This window comes from Streptomyces zaehneri, from assembly GCF_032248645.1.
Taxonomy (GTDB): Bacteria; Actinomycetota; Actinomycetes; order Streptomycetales; family Streptomycetaceae; genus Streptomyces; species Streptomyces coriariae.
On record NZ_JASTTJ010000007.1, the window covers coordinates 129,064 to 155,062 of the forward strand.

A 25,999-nucleotide genomic window follows, 5' to 3' on the forward strand; every position below is an offset into this window, starting at 1 on the left:
GGGTGTCGTGAGCGGTGTCGGGAGCGGTGGCATGAGCGAGGAGCGGTTCGGGGAGTTCGTCCTGGTGCGGCGGCACGGGGACGGCGGGCACGTCGCCGAGCTGGTCCTCGACCGGCCGAAGGCCATGAACGCCGTCTCCACCGACATGGCCCGGTCGATCACCGGGGCGTGCGCGGCGCTGGGCGGGGACCGGGACGTGCGGGTGGTGGTGCTGACCTCGACGCACGAGCGGGCGTTCTGCGTCGGCGCCGACCTGAAGGAGCGCAACTCCTTCAGCGACGCCGAACTTCTGCGGCAGCGGCCGCTCACCCGTGCCGCGTACACCGGGGTGCTGGAGCTGCCGGTGCCCTCGGTCGCGGCGGTGCACGGCTTCGCGCTGGGCGGCGGTTTCGAACTGGCGCTGGCGTGCGACCTGATCGTGGCCGACGGGACGGCCGTGGTCGGGCTGCCCGAGGTGTCGGTGGGCGTGATCCCCGGCGGCGGCGGGACCCAGTTGCTGCCGCGCCGGGTGGGGGCGGCCCGGGCGGCCGAGCTGGTGTTCACGGCGCGCCGGGTGGCGGCGGCCGAGGCGCGGGACCTGGGTCTGGTGGACGTCCTGGTGGAGGAAGGGCGGGACCGGGAGGAGGCGCTGGCGCTGGCCGCGCGGATCGGCGGCAACTCGCCGGTGGGCCTGCGGGCGGCGAAGCGGGCGCTGCGCCTGGGGCAGGGGCTGGATCTGCGGGCCGGGCTCGAGGTCGAGGACGCGGCGTGGCGGTCGGTGGCCTTCTCCGGGGACCGGGCGGAAGGGGTGGCGGCCTTCAACGAGAAGCGCAAGCCGCGGTGGCCGGGCGAGTGACCCGGCGGCGGACGGCGGGCGACACGCGGCCGGAGGTGCGCTCATCACTCTCAGTCGCGCTTCGGTGTCCCCTTTCGGACTGAATGTCCCTAGCCTGGGGAGATGGGTGAGGACAGACGCCTGGTGGCCGTGGTGGCGCTCGCGCAGGGTATGGCGGCCGCGCACACCCCCCGTGAGTCGTGGCGCGCGGCCGCGCTCGGAGCCTGCCGGGCGCTCTCCGGAGGCTTCGCCGCGCTCTCGGTGTGGGAGCGGGACCTCGGGCGGCTCCGCGTCCTGGTGAACGTGGGGGACCTGGCCGCCGACGAGGACGAGTTCCCGGACGGGGAGGCCTATCCGGTGCACCAGTTCCCCGAGATCACCGAGTTCCTGCACGAGCGCTGGGTGGGGGGCGGGGAGCCCGACGCCTGGGTGGAGACGGCCCAGGGCCCCGCCGCCGGGCGCCCCGGCTACTGTCATCAGCGGGTCGCCGCCCTGCGTCGCCGGGGCCGTGGCTCCTGTGTGGTCGCGCCGGTCGTGCTGCACGGCCGCGCCTGGGGCGAGCTGTATGTCGCCCGTTCCGTGGGCACCCCTGTCTTCGACCGGGCCGACGCCGACTTCGCCACCGTCCTCGCCGCCGTCGTCGCCGCCGGGCTCGCCCAGACCGAGCGGCTGGAGGAGGCCCGCCGGCTCGCCTTCACCGACGCCCTCACCGGTCTGGCCAACCGGCGCGCCGTCGACGTACGGCTGGAGGAGGCGGTCGAGCGGCATCGCGCGGAGGGGGTCGTCGTCAGCCTCGTGGTGTGTGACCTCAACGGGCTGAAGCGGGTCAACGACACCCTCGGGCACGCCGTCGGGGACCGGCTCCTCGAGCGGTTCGGGTCGGTGCTGTCGCTGTGCGGGGCCATGCTGCCCGGCGCGCTGGCCGCCCGGCTCGGCGGCGACGAGTTCTGCCTGCTGGCCGTCGGGCCGCTCGCCGACGAGGTCGTCAAGGTCGCCGACGACCTCTGCCGGCGGGCCGGTGGGCTGGAGCTCGGGGAGGGGGTGGCCTGCGGGGTCGCCTCCACCGAGGACCCCATCGGGCCGGTGACCTCCGCCCGCCGGCTGTTCCGGCTGGCCGACGCCGCCCAGTACCGGGCCAAGGCCGTGCGGGCCGTCCGGCCGGTGGTCGCCGGGCGGGAGGGCCCCGACGATCCCGTCGTACGCCTGGCCGACGAGCCCTCCCACGAGCGGACCGCCGAGCGGCGCCGGTTCAGGGGGCGGCGTTGAGGATGTGACCTATTCGGTAAGGGGTGAACCCGGTACCCACTGGTGACATCCTGGTCTTCACTGCGTACGCTCCTGAATATGGATATGCACACTGTGGTGGTGGGGACGTCCGGCGTGACCGCGTCCGACGTGCTCGCGGTGGCGCGCGGCGGCGCCCGGATCGAGCTCTCCGGCGAGGCGGTGGCGGCCCTCGCCGCGGCCCGCGAGATCGTGGACGCGCTGGCGGCCAAGCCCGAGCCCGTCTACGGCGTCTCCACCGGGTTCGGCGCCCTCGCCACCCGGCACATCAGCCCGGAGCTGCGCGCCCAGCTCCAGCGCAACATCGTCCGCTCGCACGCCGCCGGCATGGGCCCGCGGGTCGAGCGCGAGGTCGTCCGGGCGCTGATGTTCCTGCGGCTGAAGACCGTCTGCTCCGGGCACACCGGCGTCCGGCCCGAGGTCGCGCAGACCATGGCCGACATCCTCAACGCCGGCATCACCCCGGTCGTGCACGAGTACGGCTCCCTCGGCTGCTCCGGCGACCTGGCCCCGCTCTCGCACTGCGCCCTCACCCTCATGGGGGAGGGCGACGCGGAGGGCCCGGACGGCGCCGTACGGCCCGCCGGCGAGCTGCTCGCCGAGCACGGCATCGCCCCCGTCGAGCTGCGCGAGAAGGAGGGGCTGGCGCTCCTCAACGGCACCGACGGCATGCTCGGCATGCTGGTCATGGCCCTCGCCGACCTCGACATGCTCTACAAGTCCGCCGACGTCACCGCCGCGCTCAGCCTGGAGGCGCTGCTCGGCACCGACAAGGTGCTCGCCCCCGAACTGCACGCCATCCGCCCGCACCCGGGGCAGGGCGCCTCGGCCGCCAACATGCTGGCCGTGCTGGCGGGTTCGGAACTCACCGGCCACCACCAGGACGACGCGCCCCGGGTCCAGGACGCCTACTCGGTGCGCTGCGCCCCGCAGGTCGCCGGCGCCGGCCGCGACACCATGGCGCACGCCCGGCTCGTCGCCGAGCGGGAGCTGGCCTCGGCCGTCGACAACCCGGTAGTCCTCCCCGACGGACGGGTCGAGTCCAACGGCAACTTCCACGGCGCGCCGGTCGCCTACGTCCTGGACTTCCTCGCCATCGCCGTCGCCGACCTCGCCTCCATCGCCGAGCGGCGCACCGACCGGCTGCTGGACAAGAACCGCAGCCACGGCCTCCCGCCGTTCCTCGCGGACGACGCCGGCGTCGACTCCGGGCTGATGATCGCCCAGTACACGCAGGCCGCGCTGGTCAGCGAGCTGAAGCGGCTGGCCGTACCGGCGTCCGCCGACTCCATCCCGTCCTCCGCGATGCAGGAGGACCACGTGTCGATGGGCTGGTCCGCGGCCCGCAAGCTGCGCACCGCCGTCGACAACCTCACCCGCGTGATCGCCGTCGAGCTGTACGCCGCCGGCCGCGGTGTGGAGCTGCGCGAGGGGCTCACCCCGGCGCCGGCGACGCGTGCCGTCATCGAGGCGGCACGCAAGGCGGGGGTGCGGGGCCCCGGCCCGGACCGGTTCCTCGCGCCCGACCTCGCGGCGGCGGACGCCTTCGTGCGCGCCGGCGGGATCGTCGCCGCGGTGGAGACGGTCACCGGACCGCTCCGGTAACGCGATCCGGTAGCGCGAAAGGGCCCCGCCGCACGGACGCGGCGGGGCCCTTTCGGCGTGCGTGGGCCGGCGGGCTACTTCAGCTTGGCGACCTGCGCGTCGACCACGGCCGCCGGGACGGCGCCCATGTCGCCGCCCTTCGACATCGCGGCGAAGTTCACGGTGTAGAACGAGGCGACGGTGTTGCCCTTGCGCACCACCTGGGTGTGGAAGGTGGCCGTGCCCGCGCCGTCCATGTCGACGTCCGCGGCGAAGGCCACCGTCTCGTCGCCCTTCGCGGCGCCCTTCTCCGCGACCACCTTGGTGACCTTGGTGGTCTCGCCCTCGGCCGTCAGGCCGTACCCGCCGGCGCAGGCCGTCACGCCGTCGGAGACGGCCTTCATGGCCTTCTCGGCGCCGTCGCCCTCGTACGAGGACAGACCCACGAACGTCATGTCGATGTCGAAGGCGTCCGCGATGTCCTCCGGCTGCGCGGTGGCACCGGACGCCTTGTCCTCCGAGACCGTGTTGCTGGCGTTCGCGTCCGTGTCGCCCGGGGCGAGAGCGGCCGTGGCCCAGGCGAGCGGGTCGCAGGCCGGCTTGTCGGTCTTCACCGAGCTCTTGGAGGCCGGCAGGGTGTCGTCGCCCGACGCGGACTTGTAGCCCTTGAGTTCGCCCTGCGCGAGCAGCAGCTTCTCCAGCTCGGCGGAGGTGAGCGCCTTCGCGGCCGGAGCCGACGAGGAGGAGCCGGCGGACGAGGAGGCGGAGGCCTTGGAGTCCGCGGAGTCCTTCGACCCGTCGTCCGAACATGCGGTGAGGAGGGAGAGCGACAGTGCGCCTATCGCGGCGGTGGCGCACAGCCGTGCCCCCGGTGATCTCTTCATGGGCGAACTATGAAGAGCCTGTCAAAGAACAGTCAAGTTGATTCAAAAACCCAGGCGTTCCCGGCGGACGGAATACACCACGAAGCCCGCGCCGAGCGCGAGAAGCGTGGTTCCGCCGACGACGTAGGGGGTCGTGTCGAAGCTGCCGGTGTCGGCGAGCCGGGTGCCGTCGTCGACCGTGGTGCCGGTCGCCGTGTCGGCCTCGGTGTCGGCTGCCGTCCTGGCTGTCGTCCCGGTCGTGCCGTCGGCGGTCGTGCCGTCGGCTGTGGTGCCGGCGGTGGTGTCGGTCGTGGTCGTCGACGCGGCCCGTGCCTGGGTCGTGATCTGCGTCGTCGTGCCCGTTCTGGCCGGGGTGTCCTGGGACGCATTCGCGGACGGAACGAACCACAGGGCACCCAGCAGGGTCCCCGCGGCGGTGGCGGTCAGCAACGGACGTCGAGCGGATGACACGGAATATCGATCCCCTTGTGGCGCTGGCGAATTGGCCGTGTGGTCCGATGCTAATGAAAGTCGCGGGTCGCGGGAAAGTTGCGGGAGCTGTGAGCCGTACGCTCCGGCCATGAGCACTGAAGAGACATCACGTTTTGTGCGGATCAGGGTGGATATTCTCCTCGAGGTGCACGACGAGGACGCCGTGACGACGGCGGCGCTGCGGCGTATCGCCGACGACGCGGAGCTCCCCGACACCGAACGCGCGCACGCCGAGGGGGCTGTGACGCAGGACACGGCGGAGGCCCTCGCCTATCTCGTCGACCCGTTCGACCTGGTCGGTGAGGTACCCGGGGTGGAGCTCCAGCAGGCCTCCTGGTCCAGCGAACGGATCGACTACGACCCGGATTCGCCGGAGTGGGACCTCGACGAGGATGATGTCGACGAGGATGACGAGGCGGACGGCGAAGAGACGCGCATCGGCTGAGCTTTCCGGGAAACTCGTCACCCCGGACGGCAACCGCCGACCGGGGTTTCGTCGTCTCACCAGGCGCACGAACCGACACCCGCATCACCCGCGCCATGAACGTGGCGTGCCCCACACCTTCGGGAATGTGGAACGGGAGGTACCGGTCGTAGCGTTGATGTTCTTGACGGGGACTCTCTGGGTTCTGGCAATCGGCGACGATGGAGAAGCGTGTGATGACGGACAGTAGGCGGCGCCGAGGTCTGATGACCGCGTCCGCACTGCTCGGCGGTGTTCTGGTGCTCTCTGCGTGTTCCGGCGGCGACAGTGACGCCTCCGACGGCGGAGGCAGCTCCTCGCAGGCCAAGGCCGACGAGGCGGCGGCCAAGAAGTCCTCCGAGGCCCAGATCAAGATCACGCCCGCGGACGGCTCGGACAACGCCTCCATCAACAACTCCGCGACGGTCAAGGTGAGCAAGGGCACGCTCACCACGGTGACGATGACCACCTCCGACGGCACGGCCGTCGAGGGCGCGCTCTCCGCCGACAAGACCAGCTGGAAGCCGAACGCGCAGCTCGAGCGCTCCACCACCTACAAGGTGGCGGCCGAGGCGAAGGACTCGGGCGGCCTCGTGGCGCACGAGAACGCCTCCTTCACCACGGTCTCCCCGGGCAACAGCTTCATAGGCAACTTCACGCCTGAGGACGGTTCGACCGTCGGCGTGGGCATGCCGGTGTCGATCAACTTCAACAAGGAGATCACCAACAAGGCGGCCGTGCAGAAGGGCGTCACGGTCACCTCCACCAGCGGTCAGGAAGTCGTCTGCCACTGGTTCTCCACCCAGCGCATGGACTGCCGGCCCGAGGACTACTGGAAGGAGAACTCCACCGTCACGCTGAAGCTCGCGCTCGACGGGGTGGAGGGCGCCGACGGTGTCATCGGAGTCCAGCAGAAGACGGTCACCTTCAAGGTCGGCCGCAACCAGGTGTCCTACGTGGACGCCAAGACCAAGCAGATGAAGATCACGCACAACGGCGCGGTCATCAAGACCATCCCGATCTCCGCCGGCTCGCCCGACAACAAGACGTACGAGGGCCAGATGGTGATGTCGGAGAAGTTCAAGGAGACGCGCATGAACGGCGCGACCGTGGGCTTCACCGATGACGACGGCAAGGGCGAGTACGACATCAAGGACGTGCCGCACGCCATCCGCCTCACCAACTCCGGCACCTTCGTGCACGGCAACTACTGGGGCGCGAAGTCCATCTTCGGCTCGGTGAACACCAGCCACGGCTGCGTGGGTCTGTCCGACACCAAGGGCGCCAACGACTCGGGCACGGCGGGCTACTGGTTCTACACCAACTCCATCGTCGGTGACGTCGTGGTGGTCAAGAACACCGGCGACAAGACCGTGTCCCCGGACAACGGCCTCAACGGCTGGAACATGGACTGGGCGCAGTGGAAGGCGGGTTCGGCCGTCTGAGGCAGTTCCTGACGGTCGGTTCGACAGTCCACCCACAGCTTTCCGGTGCCGCCCCCAGGGGCGGCACCGGTGTTTCCGGGGTTGATCACAGCCTTCTCATCGTTCTCTTATTTCGGCCTTATCCCTTCATCACGCGCGGTACCTACCGTGCGGCCATGTTCTTCACCTACCTGAGGCGCGAACTGCGCCGCCGTAGAAAAGCGGCCCTCGTCGTCGCCTCCGGGCTCGCGCTGGGTATCGCGCTGGTCATCGTGGTCACCTCCGTGTCCTCCGGCATGGGGAAGGCCCAGGACAAGGTCCTCCAGTCCCTGTACGGACTGGGTACGGACATGACCGTCACCAAGGCCGCCTCGCCCACCGCGAGCGCCTCGGACCGGCCGCGCTTCCAGTTCGACGCGCAGGACGACGACTCCGACGCGCAGCAGAGCACCGACCGCGTCATGGTGCAGGGCTTCCAGACCCTGTCGACCGCGACCGTCACCAAGGTCGGCAAGCAGGGCGGTGTCTCCGACGCGGTCGGCGGACTGAGCCTCCAGGTCCTCAAGGTCGACGGCCAGTTCACCCGCGGCCAGTTCCAGCAGAACGGCAACGGCAACGGCGGCCAGCAGGGCGGCGGCGCCGGTGGCAACGGCGGCGGCAACGGCCAGCCGCAGGGTGAAGTGCAGGGCGGCGGAGCCAACTTCGACGTCAACAGCTACTCCGTCTACGGCACCGACGTCACCGAGCCCACGCTCGGCCCGCTGACCTCCTCGACCATCACCAGCGGCCGCACCTTCAAGGCCACGGAGAACAACGGCAAGGTCGCCGTCCTCGACTCGGCGTACGCCAAGGAGAAGTCGCTCAAGGTCGGTTCCACGCTGACCATCAGCAAGGTCAAGTTCTCGGTGATCGGCATCGCCACGGCCGACAGCGGTGACGCCGCCGCCAACGTCTACCTTCCGCTGACCCAGGCCCAGACCCTCAGCGACTCGAAGGACAAGGTCACCACGATCTACGTCAAGGCGACCGACTCCCAGAAGATCGACAGCGTCAAGTCGACGATCCAGAAGAACGTCTCGGGCACCACGGTGACGACCTCCGCCGACCTCGCGGACACCGTCTCCGGCTCCCTCTCCACGGCCTCCTCGCTCGCCACCAACGTCGGCAAGTGGCTGTCCATCGCGGTTCTGATCGCCGCCTTCCTGGTCGCCGGTCTGCTCACCTCCTCGGCGGTCTCCCGCCGCGTCCGTGAGTTCGGCACGCTGAAGGCGCTCGGCTGGAAGTCCGGCCGGGTCACCCGGCAGGTCGTCGGCGAGGCCATGGTCAACGGTCTGCTGGGCGGCGCGCTCGGCATCGCCCTGGGCCTGGGCGGCGCGTACGTCGTGACCGCCATCAGCCCCACCCTCCAGGCCCAGTTGGGCGGCGGCGGTGGCGGCGGGGGCCAGGGCGGTCCCGGCGGTGGCGGCGGCTTCGGCGGCCCCGGTCGCCAGGCGGCGGCCAAGACCCTCGACGTGGCGCTGACGGCGCCGGTGAGCGTCACGACGGTGGCCGTCGCGGTGGGTCTCGCCGTGGCCGGCGGTCTGATCGCCGGAGCGTTCGGCGGCTGGCGCGCCTCCCGGCTGCGCCCGGCCGACGCGCTGCGCCGCGTCGAGTAGCCGAACCGCCCCCAACCAACGAACGCACACCAGGAGTTGCTGTCCCATGTACGAACTCAGAGGCGTCACCAAGCGCTACAGCCGGGGCAAGGAGACGGTCCACGCCCTCGCCGGCGTCGACCTGACCATCCCGGACGGCGACCGGCTCGTCATCCAGGGCCCCACCGGCGGCGGCAAGTCCACGCTGCTCCAGATGATCGGCGCGCTCGACCGGCCGTCCGAGGGCGAGATCATCCTCGACGGCGTCGACCTGGCCAAGCTCTCCGAGGCCAGGCTGACGAAGGTGCGCAGCGAGAACATCGGCTTCGTCTTCCAGTCCTTCAACCTCATCCCGACGCTCAACGCGCAGGAGAACGTCGAGACCGCGCTCGTCCCGCTCGGCGTGAAGGTCAAGGAGCGGCGCGAACGGGCCGCCGAGGCGCTGAGGTCCGTCGGCCTGGGAGAGCGCCTCGGACACCTGCCGTCCGAGATGTCCGGCGGCCAGCAGCAGCGCGTCGCGATCGCCCGCGCGCTGGTCAAGCAGCCGAAGGTGCTGCTCGCCGACGAGCCCACCGGCAACCTCGACGAGAGCATGCGCGACGAGATCATGGACGTGCTGCACACCATGTGGAAGGAGCACGGGCTGACCTTCATCATGGTCACCCACGACTCCTCGATCGCGAAGAAGGCCCCGCGCGTCGCGACGATCCGCAAGGGCAAGATCACGGTGAAGGAGAACGCGGCGTCAGCCTGACGGAGGCGCAGAACACCGGTTCGCTGAGCGCTGAGCGAACGCCCGCCGGAAGACGAGCCTCCGGCGGGCCGTTCGTGCTTGCGTGGGCCCCATGACGGCACCCGAGACAAGCACACCCCGCACCACGGTCGAGTACATCCGGTACCGCATCCCCGAGGAGCGGTCCGCTGAGTTCCTGGCCGCGTACACCCGAGCCGCGCGTGAGCTCGCGGCCTCCCCGCACTGCGTCGACTACGAACTCGCCCGCTGCCAGGAGGACTTCGGCCACTACATCCTGCGGATCACCTGGACGTCGACCGAAGACCACCTCGAGGGCTTCCGCACCTCGGACCTGTTCCCCGTCTTCCTCGCGGAGATCCGCCCGTACGTCGGGCACATCGACGAGATGCGGCACTACAAGGCCACCTCGGTGCGCGGGACGGGCTCCGCCGTGCCCACGCTGTACGACTGGGCCGGCGGCGCGGAGGCCTTCGCCCGGCTCACCGAGGCCTTCTACGGCAAGGTCCTCCAGGACGACCTGCTCGCGCCGGTCTTCGCGGGCCTCGCCCCCGAGCACGCCGAGCACGTCGCCCTCTGGCTCGCGGAGGTCTTCGGCGGGCCGCGGAGCTACTCGGCGACCCAGGGCGGCCACAGCCACATGGTGGCCAAGCACTTCGGGCGGGACATCACCGAGCCCCAGCGCCGCCGCTGGGTCAACCTCATCCAGGACGCGGCCGACGAGGCGGGTCTGCCGACCGACGCCGAGTTCCGTTCGGCGTTCCTCGCCTACGTGGAGTGGGGCACCCGGCTCGCCGTCCACTTCTCCGGCCCGGACGCCAAGCCGCCGGCCGAGCAGCCGGTGCCGCGGTGGGGATGGGGCGCGGCTCCGCCGTACCAGGGCTGACGCCCCCCGAGGGGGAGGGGCGGCCGGAGGAGGGGCGGCTCTCACACGGACGGAGTCTGGGAGCCGGCCCCCGCCCGCGTCGCGTCCGCACCCCAGCTCGCCAGCAGCCGCAACGCCTCCGCCGAGGCCGACCCCTGATCCGCGTGATACGTCACCATCGTCTGTTCGCCGTCGCCCATCAGCCTGAACCCCTCGAAGTTCAGGGAGAGTTCGCCGACCAGCGGATGCCTCAGCAGCTTCACGCCGTGGCTCTTCTCCTTGACGTCGTGGGTCGCCCACAGCCGCCGGAAGTCCTCGCTCTTCACCGACAACTGGCCCACCAGCGCGGACAGCCGCGGGTCGTCCGGATAACAGCCCGCGTCCATGCGCAGGGCGCAGACGATGTCGATCGCCTTCTGCTCCCAGTCCACGAAGAGGTCCCGGTAGTCGGGGCGCAGGAAGACCAGCCGGGCCCAGTTGCGCTCCGCCACCGGCAGCTCCGCCCAGTCGCCGAAGACGGCCGCCGCCATCCGGTTCCAGCCCAGGATCTCGGTGCGCCGCCCGATGAGGTACGCCGGCACCGAGTCCATCGTGTCCAGCAGCTGCCGCAGCGGTCCCCGCACCTGCTGCTGCGGCGCGCTCTGCTTCTTCTTGTGCTTGGGCTTCGCCAGGTGGGTGAGATGCGCGTGCTCGGCGTCGGAGAGCCGCAGCGCCCTGGCGATGGAGTCCAGCACCTCCGCCGACACGTTCCGCCCGTTGCCCTGCTCCAGGCGCGTGTAGTACGCCACCGAGACCCCGGCCAGCTGCGCCAGCTCCTCGCGCCGCAGCCCCGGCACCCTGCGGTGCCGCCCGAAGTCCGGCAGCCCCACGTCCTGCGGCTTCAGCCTGGCCCGCCGGGTGCGCAGGAACTCGCTGAGCTCGGCACGCCGGTCCAGGGGGGCGCCGGGAGGTTCGGGGTGTTCGTCCATGCCGTCCAGTATTCCCGGTCGTACGCACACCAGCCTGACCCCGCCAGTGGTAGGCACGGCAGACGTACGCAGAGGCGTGACCTGGGTGAATGTTGTGCGATGGGGCAGGCTGAACGTCGTACCCGGCCGGAAGGCAGGCCGGAACACGAACCCCCCGCTAGGAGATCCCCGGCATGACCACCGTTTCCGCGTACGCCGCACCCTCCGCCAAGGCTCCGCTGGAGCGCACGACGATCGAACGCCGCGCGGTGCGCGAGTTCGACGTCCTGATCGACATCGAGTTCGCCGGAATCTGTCACTCGGACATCCACCAGGCCCGGGAGGGCTGGGGCGAGGCGATCTTCCCGATGGTGCCCGGTCACGAGATCGCGGGCGTCGTCTCCGAGGTGGGCCCCGGTGTCACCCGGTTCGCCGTCGGCGACCGCGTGGGTGTCGGCTGCCTCGTCGACTCCTGCCGTGAGTGCGACAACTGCAAGGCCGGCCTGGAGCAGTACTGCACCGGCGGCAGCGTCGGTACGTACAACGCCGTCGGCAAGGACGGCGAGCCCACCTACGGCGGCTACGCGCAGAAGATCGTCGTGGACGAGAACTACGTCGTCCGCATCCCCGACGGCCTCTCGCTCGACGTCGCCGCGCCGCTGCTCTGCGCCGGCATCACCACGTACTCCCCGCTGAAGCACTGGAACGCCGGCCCCGGCAAGAAGGTCGCGATCCTCGGCATGGGCGGCCTCGGCCACATGGGCGTCAAGATCGCGCATGCCCTCGGCGCCGAGGTGACCGTCCTGTCCCAGTCGCTGCGCAAGAAGGACGACGGCCTGAAGCTGGGCGCCGACCACTACTACGCCACCAGCGACGAGAAGACCTTCAAGGAGCTGGCGGGCACCTTCGACCTCATCCTCTCGACGGTCTCGGCGCCGCTGAACCTGGACGCCTACCTGGCCCTGCTGAAGACCGACGGCGCCTTCGTGAACGTCGGCGCGCCCGAGGAGCCCGTGGCCCTCAACCTGTTCTCGGTGATAGGCGGCCGCAAGACCCTCGCCGGCTCCGGCATCGGCGGCATCCAGGAGACCCAGGAGATGCTGGACTTCTGCGCCGAGCACGGCTTGGGCGCCGAGATCGAGCTGATCAGCGCCGACCAGATCAACGAGGCGTACGAGCGGGTGCTCGCCAGCGACGTCCGCTACCGCTTCGTGATCGACACGTCGACGATCTGACGGGCTTCGCGGGCTTCGCGGGCTTCGTGACGGGCCGCGCGGGCCTCGTGACGGGCCGCGCGGGCCTCGTGACGGTCCCTGTCCACCTCGTGACGGTCCTCGCGGCTTCCCGACCGTGAGTGGGCCCCCGCGCATCGGGCGGATTCAAAGGGTCGTCGCGACACGTGGTGAGTTGATCAAGCCGCGAGCAGCTCGGACGGGCGCTCGGCTGGGGTTTCCCAGCCGAGCGTTTCGCGTGGGCGGCTGTTGAGTTCGGCGGCGACGGCGTCCAGGTCCTCGCGGGTACGGACGGACAGGTCGCCGCCTTTGGGGAAGTACTGCCGCAGCGGGCCGTTGGTCTCGTTCGAACCGCGCTGCCCTCTCTGGTTCAGGACACGGGGAACGACTCGCCGTCGCCGTAGGACCGGACGAGGACTCCGCCGCCCGGAGCGGGACGCACGCAATGGGCCCGGCCGCGCCCGGCCACCCGGGCGCGGCCGTCGCCACCTTCGCCCCCGACCTCCACCAGCGTGTTCTCGTCGATGGCCACCCCGTGCGCCAGCCGTCCGGCCGCCACGACGGCCGCCAGCCGCCCCAACGTCCCCCACTGCGCGGCATGGTTGTCCACCCCGAACGGCACGAGCCCCAGCCCGGGCCGGACATCGAGCTCCTCGAGATCCTCCGCGGTGTCCGGCGGACACACGGCGATCCCGTCCACCAGCCACCCCCCGACCACCGCGTCGCGCGCCGCCATCGCGGCTCCCGCGGAGAACCCGGCGTACGGAAGCCCGCGCTCGCGAAGCAGGGCGTACAGCTGACCGGAGGACTCGGCGAACGCCTCCTGGTACGCGGGCGTAAGCCCACCGCAGACGAACACCCCGGCCACGTCCTCGGTCACCGCGCCGGTCTCGAACCGCTGCCCGATCGGCACCAGCACAGGCACGGGCGTACAGTCCCCGGCCTTCCGCAAGGCGACGTCGTACCGGGCGAACTGCTCGGCTCCGTCGCCCTCGTCGACGATCACGCAGAGGACGCGGGGCGCCGACCCGGAACCGGATCCCGACGCCTTCGACGCCTCCGACACGGCGCGGGCCGCGCGCAGGAACGGCCCGTGCACGACGTCGGCGACCGTCTCCTCCCACCCGCCGCCGATCAGGAACACCCGGCCACCACTGCTCTTCTTACCGCTGCTCACGCGCACTTCCCCCCAAGGGCTCACGGCTCATGGCTCATGGACGACTCGGCCAAGTAACTCACGAAGGGCGGCCGGGTCCGGCCGGTTCGCGCCTCAGCCACCGGCCCGGAGCCCCTGGAGACCGTCGTAGGCGGCCATCACGAGGTCCAGTCCCCGGGTGTCCTCAGCCGGTTCGCGCATCTGGTTGGTCACGTAGGCCACCACCGCGCGGGCCTCGGGGTCGATCATGACCGTCGAGCCGCCCCAACCGCCCCAGCCGTAGGTGCCGCCGAACCGTCCGTAGCCCAGCCCCCAGCTGATCGGCATGCCCAGGACGCGGTCCTCGCCGCTGAACTGCTCCTCCCAGGCCCGGTCACAGCCCGCCCGGGACAGCAGCCGCACCCCACGCACGGAGCCCCCGCAGGCCATCGCCGACTGGACGAGGGCGACCGAGCGGGCGTTGCCGAAGCCGCTCGCCGCCGGGATCTGTGCCCGTCGCCAGGCCTTGCTGTTGCCGTCGCGGAGCCGGATCGCCGTCGGCGTGGCCGTCACGGTCCGGGCCACGTCGCCGCGGGCCGCGCCCGCCGTGTAGTCCTCGTCCCGCAACGGCGGCGGGACCGTGAGCGCCACCCGGTGATCGTGCTCGGCCGGCAGCCCCATCCGGAAGTCCGCGCCCAGCGGTCCGGCGATCTCGTCGGCGAAGAACTCACCCGGGCTGCGGCCGGTGATCCGGCGCAGGACCTCGCCCACGAGGAACCCCTGGGTGAGCGAGTGGTACCCGGCCGCGCTGCCCGGCTCCCACTGCGGGGCCTGCGCGGCCAGGTATGCCGTGGCGGCCGGCCAGTCGTAGATGTCCGCCACCGGGCCGTACCAGTCGGGCAGCCCGGCGGTGTGCGAGAGCAGGTGCCGTACCAGCACCGCCTCCTTGCCCGCCGCCGCGAACTCCGGCCAGTACCGGGCCACCGGCGCGTCCGGATCGAGCTCGCCCCGGTCGGCCAGGACCAGCGCGCACAGCGCCGTCATCGTCTTCGTGACGGACCAGACGTTGACGATCGTGTCCCGCTGCCAGGGGACACGGCGCGCCGCGTCGGCGAACCCGCCCCAGACGTCCACCACCGGCTCGCCGTCCACGAAGACGGCCACCGAGCCGCCGACGTCCCCGCCGTCCAGCAGCGCGGCCAGCGCGGTGGGCACGGCGGTGAACAGATCGTCGTACGAGCCCTGGATGTCAGCCATGCCCGCCATTGAGCCCCCACGGGACGGCCGGAGGCAACCGAATTCCGACGCCGCCGGACGCTACCGTCCGGGCCCGCCCATCGGGGCCCGCGTCTCCGCCTGCGGGGAGGCCTGTGCGCCCATGTCCAGCCGGAACGGCGGGTACGCGTCGGTCATCAGCGCCGCGTAGGCGCCCACCCGAGCGACCCAGCGGGCCAGGCCGAGCAGGAAGTCGAAAAGGTGCACCGGGTAACGACCGGTGAAGGCCAGGATGATCACGGCGACGAAGGAGAGGAAGAAGACGAGCCCGCCCCCGTGCCAACCGTCCGTCCCACCCCAGCCCCAGCCCCAGTCGCCGACGAACATCCCGACGACGATGTACTGCGGAATGGCCAGCAGCCACCACTTCACCAGCACCAGACCGCGCGACAGACGCTCGGGATAGACGACGTCGAAATGCGCCGGGTAGTCGGGCACCTCGGCGAGGGTGAACGGCGGGTACCGGTCGGTACCGAGCGCGGCGTGGGCGTAGTAGGCGACACGCCAGTTCCAGCGCATCACACCGACGTTGAAGTCGAAGAGCGCCCGGGGATACCGGGCCGTGAACAGGATCGCGAAGAACGCGACGACGGTCACGAAGGAGAACGCGATCCACAGGAAGAACAGCACGATGTAGTGCGGGATGGCGAGGAACCACTTCACCAGCCACATCCATCTGGACAACCGAGGATCGAGAAACGCCTCGATGCGCACAGGAGACACGGCGACCGGAATCATGGGGACCAGCTCAGTTCCCGGATCATGATCCCAGGCTCGCACACCGCAGGAAGGGCCGCGACCGGGGCCGCTTCGCCCACCCGAACCGCTGGAGGACGGGCAGCGCCCTGTGTCGCACGCTGCGGGTGCGGGTGCGGGTGCGGGTGCGGGTGCGGTGCGGGTTGGGGTTGGGGTGAGGGTTGGGTTCGGGTCGGATTCACAGCGGCTGCCGTCCGGTGGGCCTACTCAGGACGAGTGAGTAGGTGCGCTCATGTCCGGCGGGTCCCCGGGCGGCGAGCATCAGTGCAGCGGCGCGGGGTTCGGCGCCGGTCCGATGCAGCTGAGTCAGTTACGGAGAATCCCATGTCCCGTCGTATCGCTCTGTCCGTTGCCGCCGGTGTCGTCGTCCTCGGTGGTGCCGGTGCCTTCGCTCTCGCCCACGCCGGGGAGCAGCCTCCGGCACTGGCGGACGGTACGGCCAGCTACACCGCTCCCGACGGCGACCGCGACGGCTCGTTCACCTTCGTCACCGCTGTCACCGCGTCCTCCGGTGTCAAGAGCGTGAAGGTGCTGGCATGGCCGGAGAAGTCGTCCTTCGCCGAGAAGCCGCTGACCGCCAAGGACATGGCCGCGGTGGAGTCGGCCGTCTGCAAGCCCTCCGGGGAGGACACCGTGCGCTGCACCTACACCGTCAAGGTCACCGCTTCCGACGCCGAGTCCTCCCCGCGCGGCCTCTGGCACGTCGCGGTCCTGGCCACCGCGAAGGACGGCGGCACGACCCTCAACACCGAAGCCGCCGACTTCACCGTCAGGTAGGCCGACGCGCAGATGACCACCCGGCCGGAGTCCGTCCGGACGACTTCGACCACAACCGGCGCCGAGTCGGCCGATGCGCCTGGCCCGTCTCTTGGGGCGCCCACCAGGACGGAAGGCCGAATCAGACGGCAAAGGGGCCTCGCGCGAAAGCTCCTCTGCGGGCATCTCGACAGGGGTGTACGCGACGGGCACTCTAGGACTCACGTGTGTGGTGGTCACCGGGGGGCGGCTCATGATGGACGCGATCACTGCGTTCGCTTCAGTCTTCATCGCGCTCATCGCCGTCGCGGCGACGATCTGGCAGGCCCGCAGGAGCGCGCGGCTGGCGGAGGACGCACTGGCGTTACCCGTAGCCGCTGAGACCTTCCGTGAGTTCAGGTCCCAGACGTTCAGGGAGCACGCACGAAGGCTGCTCACCGTTCCTGGCGAGGAGCTGAACCAGGCCTCCGGATTCCACGAATTGAGCCCGGAGTTTCAGGAGAGCGCCTATCACATCTGTTACTACTTCGAGTACATAGGAGTACTCACGGCACATGGTTTGGTCCGGAAGGAGGTGGTGATAGGAACCATGTCGACTCAGATCATGGAGGTATGGGAAAAGATGGCGCCGTGCATTATTGCTGAACGGCAATTCAGGCGCGAGAACCTTCCTCAAGATGCTGGAGTCGAGTTCCTGCCGCACTATGAAAATCTCGTACGCCAGATTGCGGTACTCGGTGGAAGAAGCGCCGGAATGAGGATACGCAAAGGGCTGGACGGTTGGTGTGCGGACGGGTCGGCTCGTCGCGCCCGCACGGAATAGTCCTGGCGGCACGTACAGAGGAGGCGCATTCGGGCCGACGGCACTGACTTGCGTGGGGTGGGCCGGTGCGGGCGGCCACTGCGGTTCGACCCGCGGTTCTGCGCGACGGAGAGCGCGGCCGCTGGAGGACCTGAAGGCGTGGATACGCAGCCCTACGACGGGACCGGGGCGTCGGCGCCGGCGTCCGATGGGTCGGTGCCCGGAGAGGACGGGTCTCGGAGCTGCTCGCGCCCGTAGTTCCAGACCACCGCGATCAGCGCGGCGATCGGTACCGCGAGCAGACTGCCCACGATGCCGGCCAGGCTGCCGCCCAACGTCACCGCCAGCAGAACCACTGCCGCGTGGAGGCCGAGCCCACGACTTTGGATCATGGGCTGGAACACGTTGCCCTCGAGCTGCTGCACCACGACGATGACGGCCAGCACGATCAGCGCGTCCGTCAGGCCGTTGGAGACGAGCGCGATGAGAACCGCGACGAGACCGGCGAACAGGGCGCCGATGATCGGCACGAACGCGGAGACGAAGGTCAGCACCGCCAGCGGGAGCACCAGCGGTACCCCCACGATCCACAGGCCCAGGCCGATCAGGACGGCGTCGAGCAGGCCGACGGCCGCCTGGGACCGCACGAACGCTCCCAGGGTGTCCCAGCCGCGCGCGGCCACCGCCGGGACGTCGGTGGCGAGCCGACCGGGCAGCTGACGGGCGAGCCACGGCAGGAACCGCGGGCCGTCCTTGAGGAAGAAGAACATCAGGAACAGGGCCAGGACGGCGGTGACCAAGCCGCTCATCACGGTGCTCACTCCGGTGACGACAGTGCCGACCATGCTGCCGAGACCGTCCTGCGCGCGGGAGACCGCGGTGTCGAAGGCCTTGTCGATCTGGGCGTCACCGATGTTCAACGGCGGCCCGGCGGCCCACTCGCGCAACTTCTGGATGCCTTCGACCACTCCGTCGGTCAGCTCGCCGGACTGGGATGCCACCGGTACCGCGATCAGTGCCACGACGCCGATGGCGACCAGGAGGAACAGCACCGTCACGACCGATGCGGCGAGGGCGGGTTTCCATCCGCGACGAAGCAGGAAACGGGTCGGTGGCCAGGTCAGCGTGGTCAGCAGCAGGCCGACCACGAGCGGCCAGACGACCGACCACATCCGGCCCAGGATCCACAGACTCACCGCGAGCATCAGGAATATGAGCAGCAGGTCGGCGGAGGCACGCGCCGTCGTGCGGAGCGCGGCGCGGGCTCTTGTGGAACTCGATGTGGCAGTCACGGGTGCACCCTACGGGTACGAAAGTCATACCGGAATCGCTGCTCACAGTGTGTGTACCTCTGCCACACGAGAGACGCCGACCGGGAAACCGCCCCCGGTTTCGGGCGTGCCGCAGTGGTGGCCCGGGTCAGTGCGGCAGTGTTGCCGGGCTGCCGCCGTTCGCCTCGTAGCCCGCGACCGCCAGTGCCCGGTAGACCGCGAATTCGCCGGCCGGGTCGGGGGAGAGGGTCCACGGGAGGGCGCCCACATGGCCGTCCACGTGTATGAGCTGGTTCATCGCCTCCGACCAGCGCTCGGCGCGCACCAGGAAGAAGATCAGCAGGTGACGGACGTGCGCCAGCATCGGGTCGTCGGGACGGGCCGCGTGCACCGCGAACAGCGCGCCGTGCATCGCCTTCGTCACGACCTCGCTCTGGTAGAAGCTGCTGACCAGGTTCACCTCGGGGAGGTGCTCGAAGACCGCGAACAGCGGCATGGCCGCGAGAAGGGAGCCCTGGGGGGCTCGCGCGGCCGCCGCCTCCGCGAACGCGTTCGCCAGTTCGCGCGAGCCGTGCCACTTCTCGCACCAGTAGTGCAGGGCGGCCAGATGCGCTCCCATGTGCGCCGGGGCGCGGTCCAGGATCTTCAGCCAGAGCTGCTCGAACTCCTTCTGCTCGTACTGAAGACCGCGGGCCACCGACAACTCGACGATGTACGGGATCGGGTCACCGGGGGCGAGCAGCGCCGCCTGACCGCAGGCGTCCTTCGCCTCCTCCATGATGATCCGGAAGTCGTCCGTGCCCCGCGTCGCCGTCCGCCATGCCTGCTGCACCAGGAACTCGGCGTGCACCGCCGCGCCGCCCGCGTCCTTCGGCGCCTCCGTGCGCCACACCCGCAGCCACTGCCCGCCCGGCGTCTCGCCGACGCCGCCCGGCCGCTGCTGGAGTTCCAGCGCCGCCGCGCCCGCGAAGGCCTGCACGCGCTGCCAGCGCAGCTCGCCCTCCGTCTCCGTGCCGGCCAGCAGCTGCTGCGCGGCCCGGTAGTCCTGCGTGTGCTGCACCACGTCCAGGACGTCCAGCAGGTCCTGGTCGGGGCCGGGCATCCGGATGTCCAGTTCCTCCGTGCGCACGAAGCCGTAGGTCTCGGGGTCCGCGGCGTCCGGGTGGCCCGCCGGGACCTGCTCGACCATGCCGCGCCTGCGCCGCAGGAACGGCAGCAGCACGAAGCTGATCATGAGCAGCGCCATCAGGACGAACAGAATCTCCATGTCTCAAGCGAACCAGACCGCGCCGACAATTGGCCAACCCGCCCCCGAACCTGTGGAAAAACGTCGGGGGAGGGTCGCCCGTGAAGGTCGTCCGCCGCCGTCCGCCCCCGCCCACGCGCTCCCGCCGTCCCGCAGCAGGCCCGCGAGCGGACTACGCTCGGTCCTCATGAGCGACAGGCACATCAGTCAGCACTTCGAGACCCTCGCGATCCACGCGGGCAACACCGCCGATCCCCTCACCGGCGCGGTGGTCCCGCCTATCTACCAGGTCTCGACCTACAAGCAGGACGGCGTCGGCGGTCTGCGCGGCGGCTACGAGTACAGCCGCAGCGCCAACCCGACCAGGACCGCCCTGGAGGAGAACCTCGCCGCCCTCGAAGGCGGCCGCCGAGGTCTCGCGTTCGCTTCCGGACTGGCGGCCGAGGACTGCCTGTTGCGTACGCTGCTCAGCCCCGGTGACCACGTGGTGATCCCGAACGACGCCTACGGCGGCACGTTCCGGCTCTTCGCGAAGGTCGTCGCCCGCTGGGGCGTGGAGTGGTCGGTCGCCGACACCGGCGACGCCGCCGCCGTGCGGGCCGCGATCACCCCGAAGACCAAGGCCGTGTGGGTGGAGACCCCGTCCAACCCGCTCCTCGGCATCACCGACATCGCCGCCGTCGCCCAGGTCGCCCGGGAGGCGGGCGCCCGTCTCGTCGTCGACAACACCTTCGCCACGCCGTACCTCCAGCAGCCCCTGTCGCTCGGCGCGGACGTCGTGGTGCACTCCCTGACCAAGTACATGGGCGGTCACTCGGACGTCGTCGGCGGCGCGCTGGTCACCGGCGACGCGGAGCTGGGCGAGGAGCTGGCGTACCACCAGAACGCGATGGGCGCGGTCGCCGGGCCGTTCGACTCCTGGCTGGTGCTGCGCGGCGCCAAGACGCTGTCGGTGCGCATGGACCGGCACAGCGAGAACGCCACCAAGGTCGCCGACATGCTGACCCGGCACGCGCGCGTGACGAACGTGCTGTACCCGGGGCTGCCGGACCACCCCGGTCACGAGGTCGCGGCCAAGCAGATGCGGGCGTTCGGCGGCATGGTCTCCTTCCAGGTCGCCGGTGGTGAGGAGGCGGCCGTCGAGGTGTGCAACCGCGCGAAGGTGTTCACGCTCGGCGAGTCGCTGGGCGGCGTCGAGTCCCTGATCGAGCACCCGGGGCGCATGACGCACGCGTCCGTGGTCGGCTCGGCGCTGGAGGTCCCCGGCGACCTCGTACGGCTCTCCGTCGGCATCGAGAACATCGACGACCTTCTCGGCGACCTGCAGCAGGCTCTCGGCTAGACAGCCTGCTGCCGGCCTTTCCGGGTCACCGGTCGGCCTTTCCGGGTCACCGGCCGGCCTTCCGGGTCACCAGCCGGTCAGCGGTGGAGTCGTCTGCGACGGCGGCTCCACCCACGGCTGGGCCATCACCGCCCAGACCGTGAAGGCCAGCGCGGCCACGAGCAGCAGCAGCCACAGCAGCCGCCGGGCGAGCGTCCGGCGGCGCAGTATGCGGCCGCCCCGGCGTACGACGTCCGCGTGGAGTTCCGTCGGCACGTGCGGCGCGGTCCGCTCCATGAGCTGCCGTACGGCGGCCTCCCGTTCGGGCCGGTTCACGACGTCGCCGCCTTCGCCCGGTGCACCGTGGGCGCCGGGCCCCGAGGCGGATGCAGAAGCGTCGCCGTCGCCCGGTCGCAGACCGTGCGGATCCGTTCCACGGGCAGGCCGAGCAGGGCCGCCACCTGCTCTTCGGCGACACCCTCGTAGAGCCTCAGGACCAGGACGAGGCGTTCCTGGGCGGTGAGCCGTGCCAGCGGACCGACGGCGGTGGGCGGCCGGCCGCGGCCGAGCGGGAGAGCGGCGTACCGGTGCCAGGCGCCGTGGGCGAAGCGGGTGGCCAGATACTCGCGGGCCCGGTTGTAGGGGTCCTCGCCGTGCAGCCGGTCCCAGCACGCGTACGTGTGCGCGAGGGCGAGTGTCAGCAGGCGCCGCGCGCGCGGGTTGTCGGCCGGGGCCTCCGCCGTGAGCAGCGTGGCGGCGTGCAGCAACCGCCCGCCCGCTCCGGCGACGAACGCTTCGAACTCCCGTGCCCGGCGGGCTTCCTGGGCCGTACGCCGCTCTCGCACACCGAGCCTCCCGCCTGACGGCGTCCCCCTGGAGGGCCATATGCCCCGGTCTCATATGAGGCCAGGGGTGGGCTTTCGGTCAAGAGCCGCGCACGGCCGCCGGAAAGTCGCCGCACGCGCGCGTGCGACCGGTTCAGGAAGCGGCGGACGACGGCTCCGCGCCCGGTACGCCCTGGGCCGCCATCCGGGTGGACAGCGCGGTGTTGAAGCGGGTGAGGAGATCGCAGAACGTCTCCCGCTCCTCCGGCGCCCAGTCGTCCGTCAACTCGGCCATCAACTGGCGCCGGGACGACCGTACTTCCTCGAGCCGGGACTGCCCGCGCGGGGACAGCTGGAGCACCACGGCCCGTCCGTCCTCGGGGTGCGAGGTCCGCTTGACCAGGCCGGTGTCGACGAGCGGAGCCACCTGCCGGGTGACGGTGGACGAGTCGATGCCCATGCTCGCGGCGAGAGCCTTGACGCCCATCGGGCCTTCCTTGTCGAGGCGGTTGAGCAGCAGGTACGCGGCGCGGTCCATGGAGTTGCGCACCTGCCCGACGCCGCCGAGCCGCGTCTGTTCGGCACGGCGGGCGAACACCGCGACCTCGTGCTGCAAGGTGTCGAGAAGACCGGTGTCACCGACGGTCGTCATGTCCATCGACATTTCAGGTGTTGTGGGCATGGCCGGGGGCTCACTTCATGAAGGGGCTGCTGGAATGGGGGACAGAGTACGCGGCTGGAAGGCGGGTCGTACCGACGCTGCGGAAACCGGTCTCGGAGGTTGGTCACAGCGGTCGTGGCCGCCTGTGAACTGCGATGCTGGAGTCATGAGCTACCGCACGGCTGACTCCTTGCGTCCCGTCACCCTCGACGATGTGCGCGGGGCCCAGAAGATGCTGTCGGGCGTGGCGCGGATGACCGCGATGGAGGGCAGCAGGCACCTGTCCCAGCTGGTCGGGGCGCCGGTGCACTTCAAGTGCGAGAACCTCCAGCGCACGGGGTCGTTCAAGCTGCGCGGCGCGTACGTCCGGATCGCCGGGCTGCTGCCGGAGGAGCGGGCCGCCGGGGTGGTCGCGGCGAGCGCGGGCAACCACGCGCAGGGCGTTGCGCTGGCCTCGACGGTGCTGGGTGTGCGCTCCACCGTGTTCATGCCCCAGGGCGCTCCGCTGCCGAAGATCAGCGCCACCCGCGAGTACGGCGCCGAGGTGCGGCTGCACGGTCAGGTGGTCGACGAGACGCTGGCCGCGGCGCAGGAGTACGCGGCCGGGACGGGTGCGGTGTTCATCCATCCCTTCGACCACCCCGACATCATCGCGGGTCAGGGCACGGTCGGCCTGGAGATCCTGGAGCAGTGCCCGGAGGTGCGCACGATCGTCGTCGGGATCGGCGGCGGCGGGCTGGCGGCGGGCATCGCGGTCGCGGTGAAGGCGCTGCGGCCGGACGTGCGGATCGTCGGGGTGCAGGCTGCCGGGGCCGCGGCGTACCCGCCCTCGCTGGCGGCCGGGCGGCCGGTGTCGATCCGCACCCCGGCGACGATGGCCGACGGCATCAAGGTCGGCCGGCCCGGTGACGTGCCGTTCTCCATCGTCGGCGACCTGGTGGACGAGGTGCGCACGGTCACGGAGGACGAGCTGGCCGCGGCGCTGCTGCTGTGCCTGGAGCGGGCCAAGCTGGTCGTCGAGCCGGCCGGGGCGAGTCCGGTGGCCGCACTGCTCAGCGCGCCCGGCGCCTTCGAGGGCCCGGTCGTCGCGGTGCTGTCCGGCGGCAACGTCGACCCGGTGCTGATGGAGCGCGTCCTGCGGCACGGCATGGCGGCGCAGGGCCGCTACCTGGCCGTACGCCTGCGGCTGACGGACCGGCCGGGCGCCCTCGCCACGCTTCTGGGGGCGTTGTCAGTGGTCGACGCTAACGTCTTGGACGTGAGCCATCTGCGGACCGACCCCCGGCTCGGGCTGACCGAGGCGGAGGTCGAGCTGCACCTGGAGACGAAGGGGCCGGAGCACTGCGCCGAGGTCGGCCGAGCCCTGTGCGAGGCCGGTTACACCGTCATCGACTGACGCCGACGGGGGCGTCGACCGAGGGTGTCGACGAAGGTCGAAGCCCTCTCGGAACCTGCTTCGTGCCTTCTCGGAGCCGGCTCGGAGTCGGCTCGGAGCCCGCTTCGCGTTCCTTCGTCACTCGTTCGAGAAAGACCGTTGTGAGACGCGATACATCGCGTTATGGTGTGTCTCGCGCCGCCCCCTCATTCCCCATCGGGCGGAACGAAAAGTACAAACCTAGGCTTTCCGAAGAATCCTCAATGACGTGGAGACTGATATGCCAGGTGCCATCTATGCCGAAGGCCTGGTGAAGACCTTCGGCGACGTAAAGGCTCTGGACGGCGTGGACCTGGACGTCCCGGAGGGCACGGTGCTGGGCCTGCTCGGGCCGAACGGAGCGGGCAAGACCACCACGGTCCGCTGTCTGACCACGCTCCTGCGCCCCGACCGCGGCCGGGCCATGGTCGCCGGCCTCGACGTGCTCAAGCACCCCAACGAGGTCCGCCGCTCCATCGGCCTGTCCGGCCAGTTCGCGGCCGTCGACGAATACCTCACCGGCCGCGAGAACCTCCAGATGGTCGGCATGCTCTACCAGATGAAGGCGGGCGCGGCGAAGGCCCGGGCCGCCGAACTGCTCGACCAGTTCGGCCTCGCGGAAGCCGCCGACCGTACGGCCAAGACCTACTCCGGAGGCATGCGCCGCCGCCTCGACCTGGCCGCGGCACTGGTCGTCTCACCGCCCGTGATGTTCATGGACGAGCCGACGACCGGCCTCGACCCGCGCAACCGCCAGATGCTGTGGGAGGTGATCAAGCGCCTCGTCTCCGGCGGCACGACCCTGCTGCTCACCACGCAGTACCTCGAAGAGGCCGACCACCTCGCGCACGACATCGCGGTCGTCGACCACGGCCGGGTGATCGCCCGAGGCACCTCCGACCAGCTCAAGGCCCGCACCGGCGGAGAGCGCGTGGAGGTAGTGGTGCACGACCGCGAACACATCGCCACGGCCGCGGAGGTACTGGCCGGCTTCGGCAAGGGTGAGACCACCGTCGAGCAGCACACCCGCAAGCTCACCGTGCCCGTCGCCGGCGGCGCCAAGCTCCTCGCCGAGGTCATCCGTGAGCTCGACGGCCGCGGCATCGAGATCGACGACATCGGCCTGCGCCGCCCCACCCTCGACGACGTCTTCCTGTCCCTGACGGGACACGTCGCCGAGACGAAGGCCGAGGAGAGCGAAGAGGACCGCCGGGACGCCCCGCGCGGTACGAGCGGCCAGAGCGAGAGGGAGACCGTCAAATGAGTGCCGTCACCGACGCCGTACGCGGCGCGGCGCCCAAGCCCGCCCATCCGCTGGGGCAGTCCGTCCGCGACTCGCTGGTCATCGCCAGGCGCAACCTGATTCGGATGTCCCGCATTCCGGAGATGGTCATCTTCGGGCTGATCCAGCCGATCATGTTCGTGGTGCTGTTCACCTACGTGTTCGGCGGGTCCATGCGGATCGGCGGCAGCACGAGCGCCACCGACTACACGAACTTCCTGATGGCGGGCATCTTCGCGCAGACCGTCACCTTCGCCACCGCCGGAGCCGGCGCGGGCATCGCCGACGACATGCACAAGGGGCTCATCGACCGCTTCCGGTCCCTGCCCATGGCGCGTGGCGCGGTGCTCACCGGCCGCACCCTCGCCGACCTCGTGCAGACGGCGCTCACCCTGCTCGTCCTGGCGGTGGTCGCCCTCCTGGTCGGCTGGCGGGTCGGCTCCGACGGCAACACCGACGCCGCCCGGGTCCTGGCCGCCTTCGGGCTGCTGCTCCTGCTCGGCTACGCGTTCACCTGGATCGGCGCCCTGATCGGCCTGAGCGTCCGCACCCCCGAGGCGGCCACCTCCGGCGGACTGATCTGGCTCTTCCCGGTGACCTTCATCTCCAACGCGTTCGTGGACACCAGCAACATGACGCCGTGGCTGCGTCACATCGCCGAGTGGAACCCGTTCAGTGCCACCGTCCAGGCCTGCCGGGTGCTCTTCGCCAACCCGGGCCAGTCGGCGTCCGACGCCTGGCCGATGCAGCACCCGGTCTGGGCCTCGCTGATCTACTCGGTGCTGATCGTCGTGATCTTCCGGACGCTGGCGGTCCGGAAGTACCGCTCGGCGACGGCCTGAGTGTTCCGGACATGACGAAGCCCCCGGCGGCGTGGGCGCCGGGGGCCGGTCACAGCGGGGC

Annotated in this window: 26 protein-coding genes and 1 pseudogene; 15 read left to right on the forward strand and 12 right to left on the reverse strand. The window is 70.8% G+C overall.

Annotated features, from left to right (window positions below; genetic code table 11):
• Positions 1-31 precede the first annotated feature (31 nt).
• From QQM72_RS14060 to hutH, 3 genes are all read left to right on the forward strand, one after another.
• Positions 32-835: an enoyl-CoA hydratase/isomerase family protein gene (locus tag QQM72_RS14060; RefSeq protein ID WP_314221200.1), complete on the forward strand. Its 804-nt coding sequence runs from the start codon at positions 32-34 to the stop codon at positions 833-835.
• Between the two features lie 102 nt (positions 836-937).
• On the forward strand, positions 938-2,080 hold the full coding sequence (locus tag QQM72_RS14065; protein ID WP_314221201.1) for a GGDEF domain-containing protein: 1,143 nt from the start codon (positions 938-940) through the stop codon (positions 2,078-2,080).
• A gap of 84 nt (positions 2,081-2,164) precedes the next feature.
• A complete protein-coding gene (gene hutH / locus QQM72_RS14070; RefSeq protein ID WP_314221399.1) occupies positions 2,165-3,703 on the forward strand; it encodes a histidine ammonia-lyase in 1,539 nt (512 codons plus the stop codon).
• Positions 3,704-3,777: 74 nt separating this feature from the next.
• Here the strand turns inward: hutH and QQM72_RS14075 are convergent, their stop codons facing one another.
• A complete protein-coding gene (locus QQM72_RS14075) occupies positions 3,778-4,566 on the reverse strand; it encodes a hypothetical protein (RefSeq protein WP_314221202.1) in 789 nt (262 codons plus the stop codon).
• Positions 4,567-4,608: 42 nt separating this feature from the next.
• Entirely contained in the window at positions 4,609-5,016 is a 408-nt protein-coding gene (locus QQM72_RS14080; protein WP_314221203.1) for an LPXTG cell wall anchor domain-containing protein, read from the reverse strand.
• Positions 5,017-5,125: 109 nt separating this feature from the next.
• Between QQM72_RS14080 and QQM72_RS14085 the strand changes: the two genes are divergently transcribed.
• From QQM72_RS14085 to QQM72_RS14105, 5 genes are all read left to right on the forward strand, one after another.
• The gene (locus QQM72_RS14085) at positions 5,126-5,482 is read left to right on the forward strand and encodes a hypothetical protein (protein ID WP_314221204.1); all 357 of its coding nucleotides are present in this window, start codon (positions 5,126-5,128) and stop codon (positions 5,480-5,482) included.
• Between the two features lie 200 nt (positions 5,483-5,682).
• On the forward strand, positions 5,683-6,945 hold the full coding sequence (locus QQM72_RS14090; protein ID WP_314221205.1) for a L,D-transpeptidase: 1,263 nt from the start codon (positions 5,683-5,685) through the stop codon (positions 6,943-6,945).
• A gap of 155 nt (positions 6,946-7,100) precedes the next feature.
• A complete protein-coding gene (locus tag QQM72_RS14095) occupies positions 7,101-8,579 on the forward strand; it encodes an ABC transporter permease (RefSeq protein WP_314221206.1) in 1,479 nt (492 codons plus the stop codon).
• A 46-nt stretch (positions 8,580-8,625) separates the two neighbouring features.
• Entirely contained in the window at positions 8,626-9,312 is a 687-nt protein-coding gene (locus QQM72_RS14100; protein WP_314221207.1) for an ABC transporter ATP-binding protein, read from the forward strand.
• Between the two features lie 91 nt (positions 9,313-9,403).
• Positions 9,404-10,195, forward strand: coding sequence for a group II truncated hemoglobin (locus QQM72_RS14105; protein ID WP_314221208.1), 792 nt, complete (start codon positions 9,404-9,406; stop codon positions 10,193-10,195).
• Between the two features lie 41 nt (positions 10,196-10,236).
• Here the strand turns inward: QQM72_RS14105 and QQM72_RS14110 are convergent, their stop codons facing one another.
• The gene (locus QQM72_RS14110; RefSeq protein ID WP_314221209.1) at positions 10,237-11,142 is read right to left on the reverse strand and encodes a helix-turn-helix domain-containing protein; all 906 of its coding nucleotides are present in this window, start codon (positions 11,140-11,142) and stop codon (positions 10,237-10,239) included.
• Positions 11,143-11,315: 173 nt separating this feature from the next.
• Between QQM72_RS14110 and QQM72_RS14115 the strand changes: the two genes are divergently transcribed.
• A complete protein-coding gene (locus tag QQM72_RS14115; RefSeq protein ID WP_314221210.1) occupies positions 11,316-12,356 on the forward strand; it encodes an NAD(P)-dependent alcohol dehydrogenase in 1,041 nt (346 codons plus the stop codon).
• 176 nt (positions 12,357-12,532) lie between these two features.
• On the opposite strand, the pseudogene QQM72_RS14120 reads toward QQM72_RS14115, so the two are convergent.
• The 4 genes and pseudogenes from QQM72_RS14120 to QQM72_RS14135 form a co-directional block, all read right to left on the reverse strand.
• Positions 12,533-12,712: pseudogene (locus tag QQM72_RS14120) on the reverse strand (IS30 family transposase); the annotation flags it as partial.
• An 11-nt stretch (positions 12,713-12,723) separates the two neighbouring features.
• A complete protein-coding gene (locus QQM72_RS14125) occupies positions 12,724-13,530 on the reverse strand; it encodes a type 1 glutamine amidotransferase family protein (protein ID WP_314221211.1) in 807 nt (268 codons plus the stop codon).
• Positions 13,531-13,623: 93 nt separating this feature from the next.
• A complete protein-coding gene (locus QQM72_RS14130) occupies positions 13,624-14,745 on the reverse strand; it encodes a serine hydrolase domain-containing protein (RefSeq protein WP_314221212.1) in 1,122 nt (373 codons plus the stop codon).
• Positions 14,746-14,805: 60 nt separating this feature from the next.
• Positions 14,806-15,501, reverse strand: coding sequence for a DUF4389 domain-containing protein (locus QQM72_RS14135; RefSeq protein WP_314221213.1), 696 nt, complete (start codon positions 15,499-15,501; stop codon positions 14,806-14,808).
• A 342-nt stretch (positions 15,502-15,843) separates the two neighbouring features.
• On the opposite strand from QQM72_RS14135, the gene QQM72_RS14140 reads away from it, so the two are divergent.
• Complete coding sequence (locus tag QQM72_RS14140) at positions 15,844-16,296, forward strand: DUF5707 domain-containing protein (RefSeq protein WP_314221214.1); 453 nt, start codon at positions 15,844-15,846, stop codon at positions 16,294-16,296.
• A 232-nt stretch (positions 16,297-16,528) separates the two neighbouring features.
• On the forward strand, positions 16,529-17,098 hold the full coding sequence (locus QQM72_RS14145) for a DUF4760 domain-containing protein (RefSeq protein WP_314221215.1): 570 nt from the start codon (positions 16,529-16,531) through the stop codon (positions 17,096-17,098).
• 152 nt (positions 17,099-17,250) lie between these two features.
• On the opposite strand, the gene QQM72_RS14150 is transcribed toward QQM72_RS14145, so the two are convergent.
• Both QQM72_RS14150 and QQM72_RS14155 read right to left on the reverse strand, forming a co-directional pair.
• On the reverse strand, positions 17,251-18,369 hold the full coding sequence (locus QQM72_RS14150; RefSeq protein WP_314221216.1) for an AI-2E family transporter: 1,119 nt from the start codon (positions 18,367-18,369) through the stop codon (positions 17,251-17,253).
• Between the two features lie 127 nt (positions 18,370-18,496).
• Entirely contained in the window at positions 18,497-19,615 is a 1,119-nt protein-coding gene (locus tag QQM72_RS14155; RefSeq protein ID WP_314221217.1) for a hypothetical protein, read from the reverse strand.
• A 166-nt stretch (positions 19,616-19,781) separates the two neighbouring features.
• Between QQM72_RS14155 and QQM72_RS14160 the strand changes: the two genes are divergently transcribed.
• A complete protein-coding gene (locus tag QQM72_RS14160) occupies positions 19,782-20,936 on the forward strand; it encodes a cystathionine gamma-synthase (RefSeq protein ID WP_020128098.1) in 1,155 nt (384 codons plus the stop codon).
• 66 nt (positions 20,937-21,002) lie between these two features.
• Here QQM72_RS14160 and QQM72_RS14165 read toward each other — a convergent pair whose 3' ends face one another.
• From QQM72_RS14165 to QQM72_RS14175, 3 genes are all read right to left on the reverse strand, one after another.
• Entirely contained in the window at positions 21,003-21,251 is a 249-nt protein-coding gene (locus QQM72_RS14165; RefSeq protein WP_314221218.1) for a hypothetical protein, read from the reverse strand.
• Positions 21,248-21,760 carry a sigma factor-like helix-turn-helix DNA-binding protein gene (locus QQM72_RS14170; protein ID WP_314221219.1) on the reverse strand — a complete coding sequence of 171 codons (513 nt, stop codon included), beginning with the start codon at positions 21,758-21,760 and terminating at the stop codon, positions 21,248-21,250. The genes QQM72_RS14165 and QQM72_RS14170 overlap by 4 nt, the downstream gene beginning before the upstream one ends.
• A 133-nt stretch (positions 21,761-21,893) precedes the next feature.
• Entirely contained in the window at positions 21,894-22,403 is a 510-nt protein-coding gene (locus QQM72_RS14175) for a MarR family winged helix-turn-helix transcriptional regulator (protein WP_314221220.1), read from the reverse strand.
• A 163-nt stretch (positions 22,404-22,566) separates the two neighbouring features.
• On the opposite strand from QQM72_RS14175, the gene ilvA reads away from it, so the two are divergent.
• The 3 genes from ilvA to QQM72_RS14190 all read left to right on the forward strand — a co-directional run bounded on the left by ilvA (position 22,567) and on the right by QQM72_RS14190 (position 25,938).
• A complete protein-coding gene (ilvA, locus tag QQM72_RS14180) occupies positions 22,567-23,796 on the forward strand; it encodes a threonine ammonia-lyase (protein WP_314221221.1) in 1,230 nt (409 codons plus the stop codon).
• A gap of 259 nt (positions 23,797-24,055) precedes the next feature.
• Positions 24,056-25,078 carry an ATP-binding cassette domain-containing protein gene (locus tag QQM72_RS14185; protein WP_314221222.1) on the forward strand — a complete coding sequence of 341 codons (1,023 nt, stop codon included), beginning with the start codon at positions 24,056-24,058 and terminating at the stop codon, positions 25,076-25,078.
• Positions 25,075-25,938 carry an ABC transporter permease gene (locus QQM72_RS14190; RefSeq protein WP_314221223.1) on the forward strand — a complete coding sequence of 288 codons (864 nt, stop codon included), beginning with the start codon at positions 25,075-25,077 and terminating at the stop codon, positions 25,936-25,938. The genes QQM72_RS14185 and QQM72_RS14190 overlap by 4 nt, the downstream gene beginning before the upstream one ends.
• Positions 25,939-25,999: the final 61 nt, after the last annotated feature.

What these genes read in the sequence shown, in the direction of transcription:
- ilvA (WP_314221221.1), top strand. Translation starts at nt 22,567, where the DNA reads ATGAGCTACCGCACGGCTGACTCCTTGCGTCCCGTCACCCTCGACGAT.
- QQM72_RS14175 (WP_314221220.1), bottom strand. Translation starts at nt 22,403, where the DNA reads ATGTCGATGGACATGACGACCGTCGGTGACACCGGTCTTCTCGACACC.
- QQM72_RS14145 (WP_314221215.1), top strand. Translation starts at nt 16,529, where the DNA reads ATGATGGACGCGATCACTGCGTTCGCTTCAGTCTTCATCGCGCTCATC.
- QQM72_RS14085 (WP_314221204.1), top strand. Translation starts at nt 5,126, where the DNA reads ATGAGCACTGAAGAGACATCACGTTTTGTGCGGATCAGGGTGGATATT.
- QQM72_RS14115 (WP_314221210.1), top strand. Translation starts at nt 11,316, where the DNA reads ATGACCACCGTTTCCGCGTACGCCGCACCCTCCGCCAAGGCTCCGCTG.
- QQM72_RS14185 (WP_314221222.1), top strand. Translation starts at nt 24,056, where the DNA reads ATGCCAGGTGCCATCTATGCCGAAGGCCTGGTGAAGACCTTCGGCGAC.
- QQM72_RS14090 (WP_314221205.1), top strand. Translation starts at nt 5,683, where the DNA reads ATGGAGAAGCGTGTGATGACGGACAGTAGGCGGCGCCGAGGTCTGATG.
- QQM72_RS14060 (WP_314221200.1), top strand. Translation starts at nt 32, where the DNA reads ATGAGCGAGGAGCGGTTCGGGGAGTTCGTCCTGGTGCGGCGGCACGGG.
- QQM72_RS14140 (WP_314221214.1), top strand. Translation starts at nt 15,844, where the DNA reads ATGTCCCGTCGTATCGCTCTGTCCGTTGCCGCCGGTGTCGTCGTCCTC.
- QQM72_RS14110 (WP_314221209.1), bottom strand. Translation starts at nt 11,142, where the DNA reads ATGGACGAACACCCCGAACCTCCCGGCGCCCCCCTGGACCGGCGTGCC.
- QQM72_RS14100 (WP_314221207.1), top strand. Translation starts at nt 8,626, where the DNA reads ATGTACGAACTCAGAGGCGTCACCAAGCGCTACAGCCGGGGCAAGGAG.
- QQM72_RS14130 (WP_314221212.1), bottom strand. Translation starts at nt 14,745, where the DNA reads ATGGCTGACATCCAGGGCTCGTACGACGATCTGTTCACCGCCGTGCCC.
- hutH (WP_314221399.1), top strand. Translation starts at nt 2,165, where the DNA reads ATGCACACTGTGGTGGTGGGGACGTCCGGCGTGACCGCGTCCGACGTG.
- QQM72_RS14190 (WP_314221223.1), top strand. Translation starts at nt 25,075, where the DNA reads ATGAGTGCCGTCACCGACGCCGTACGCGGCGCGGCGCCCAAGCCCGCC.
- QQM72_RS14105 (WP_314221208.1), top strand. Translation starts at nt 9,404, where the DNA reads ATGACGGCACCCGAGACAAGCACACCCCGCACCACGGTCGAGTACATC.
- QQM72_RS14135 (WP_314221213.1), bottom strand. Translation starts at nt 15,501, where the DNA reads ATGATTCCGGTCGCCGTGTCTCCTGTGCGCATCGAGGCGTTTCTCGAT.
- QQM72_RS14095 (WP_314221206.1), top strand. Translation starts at nt 7,101, where the DNA reads ATGTTCTTCACCTACCTGAGGCGCGAACTGCGCCGCCGTAGAAAAGCG.
- QQM72_RS14075 (WP_314221202.1), bottom strand. Translation starts at nt 4,566, where the DNA reads ATGAAGAGATCACCGGGGGCACGGCTGTGCGCCACCGCCGCGATAGGC.
- QQM72_RS14160 (WP_020128098.1), top strand. Translation starts at nt 19,782, where the DNA reads ATGAGCGACAGGCACATCAGTCAGCACTTCGAGACCCTCGCGATCCAC.
- QQM72_RS14155 (WP_314221217.1), bottom strand. Translation starts at nt 19,615, where the DNA reads ATGGAGATTCTGTTCGTCCTGATGGCGCTGCTCATGATCAGCTTCGTG.
- QQM72_RS14065 (WP_314221201.1), top strand. Translation starts at nt 938, where the DNA reads ATGGGTGAGGACAGACGCCTGGTGGCCGTGGTGGCGCTCGCGCAGGGT.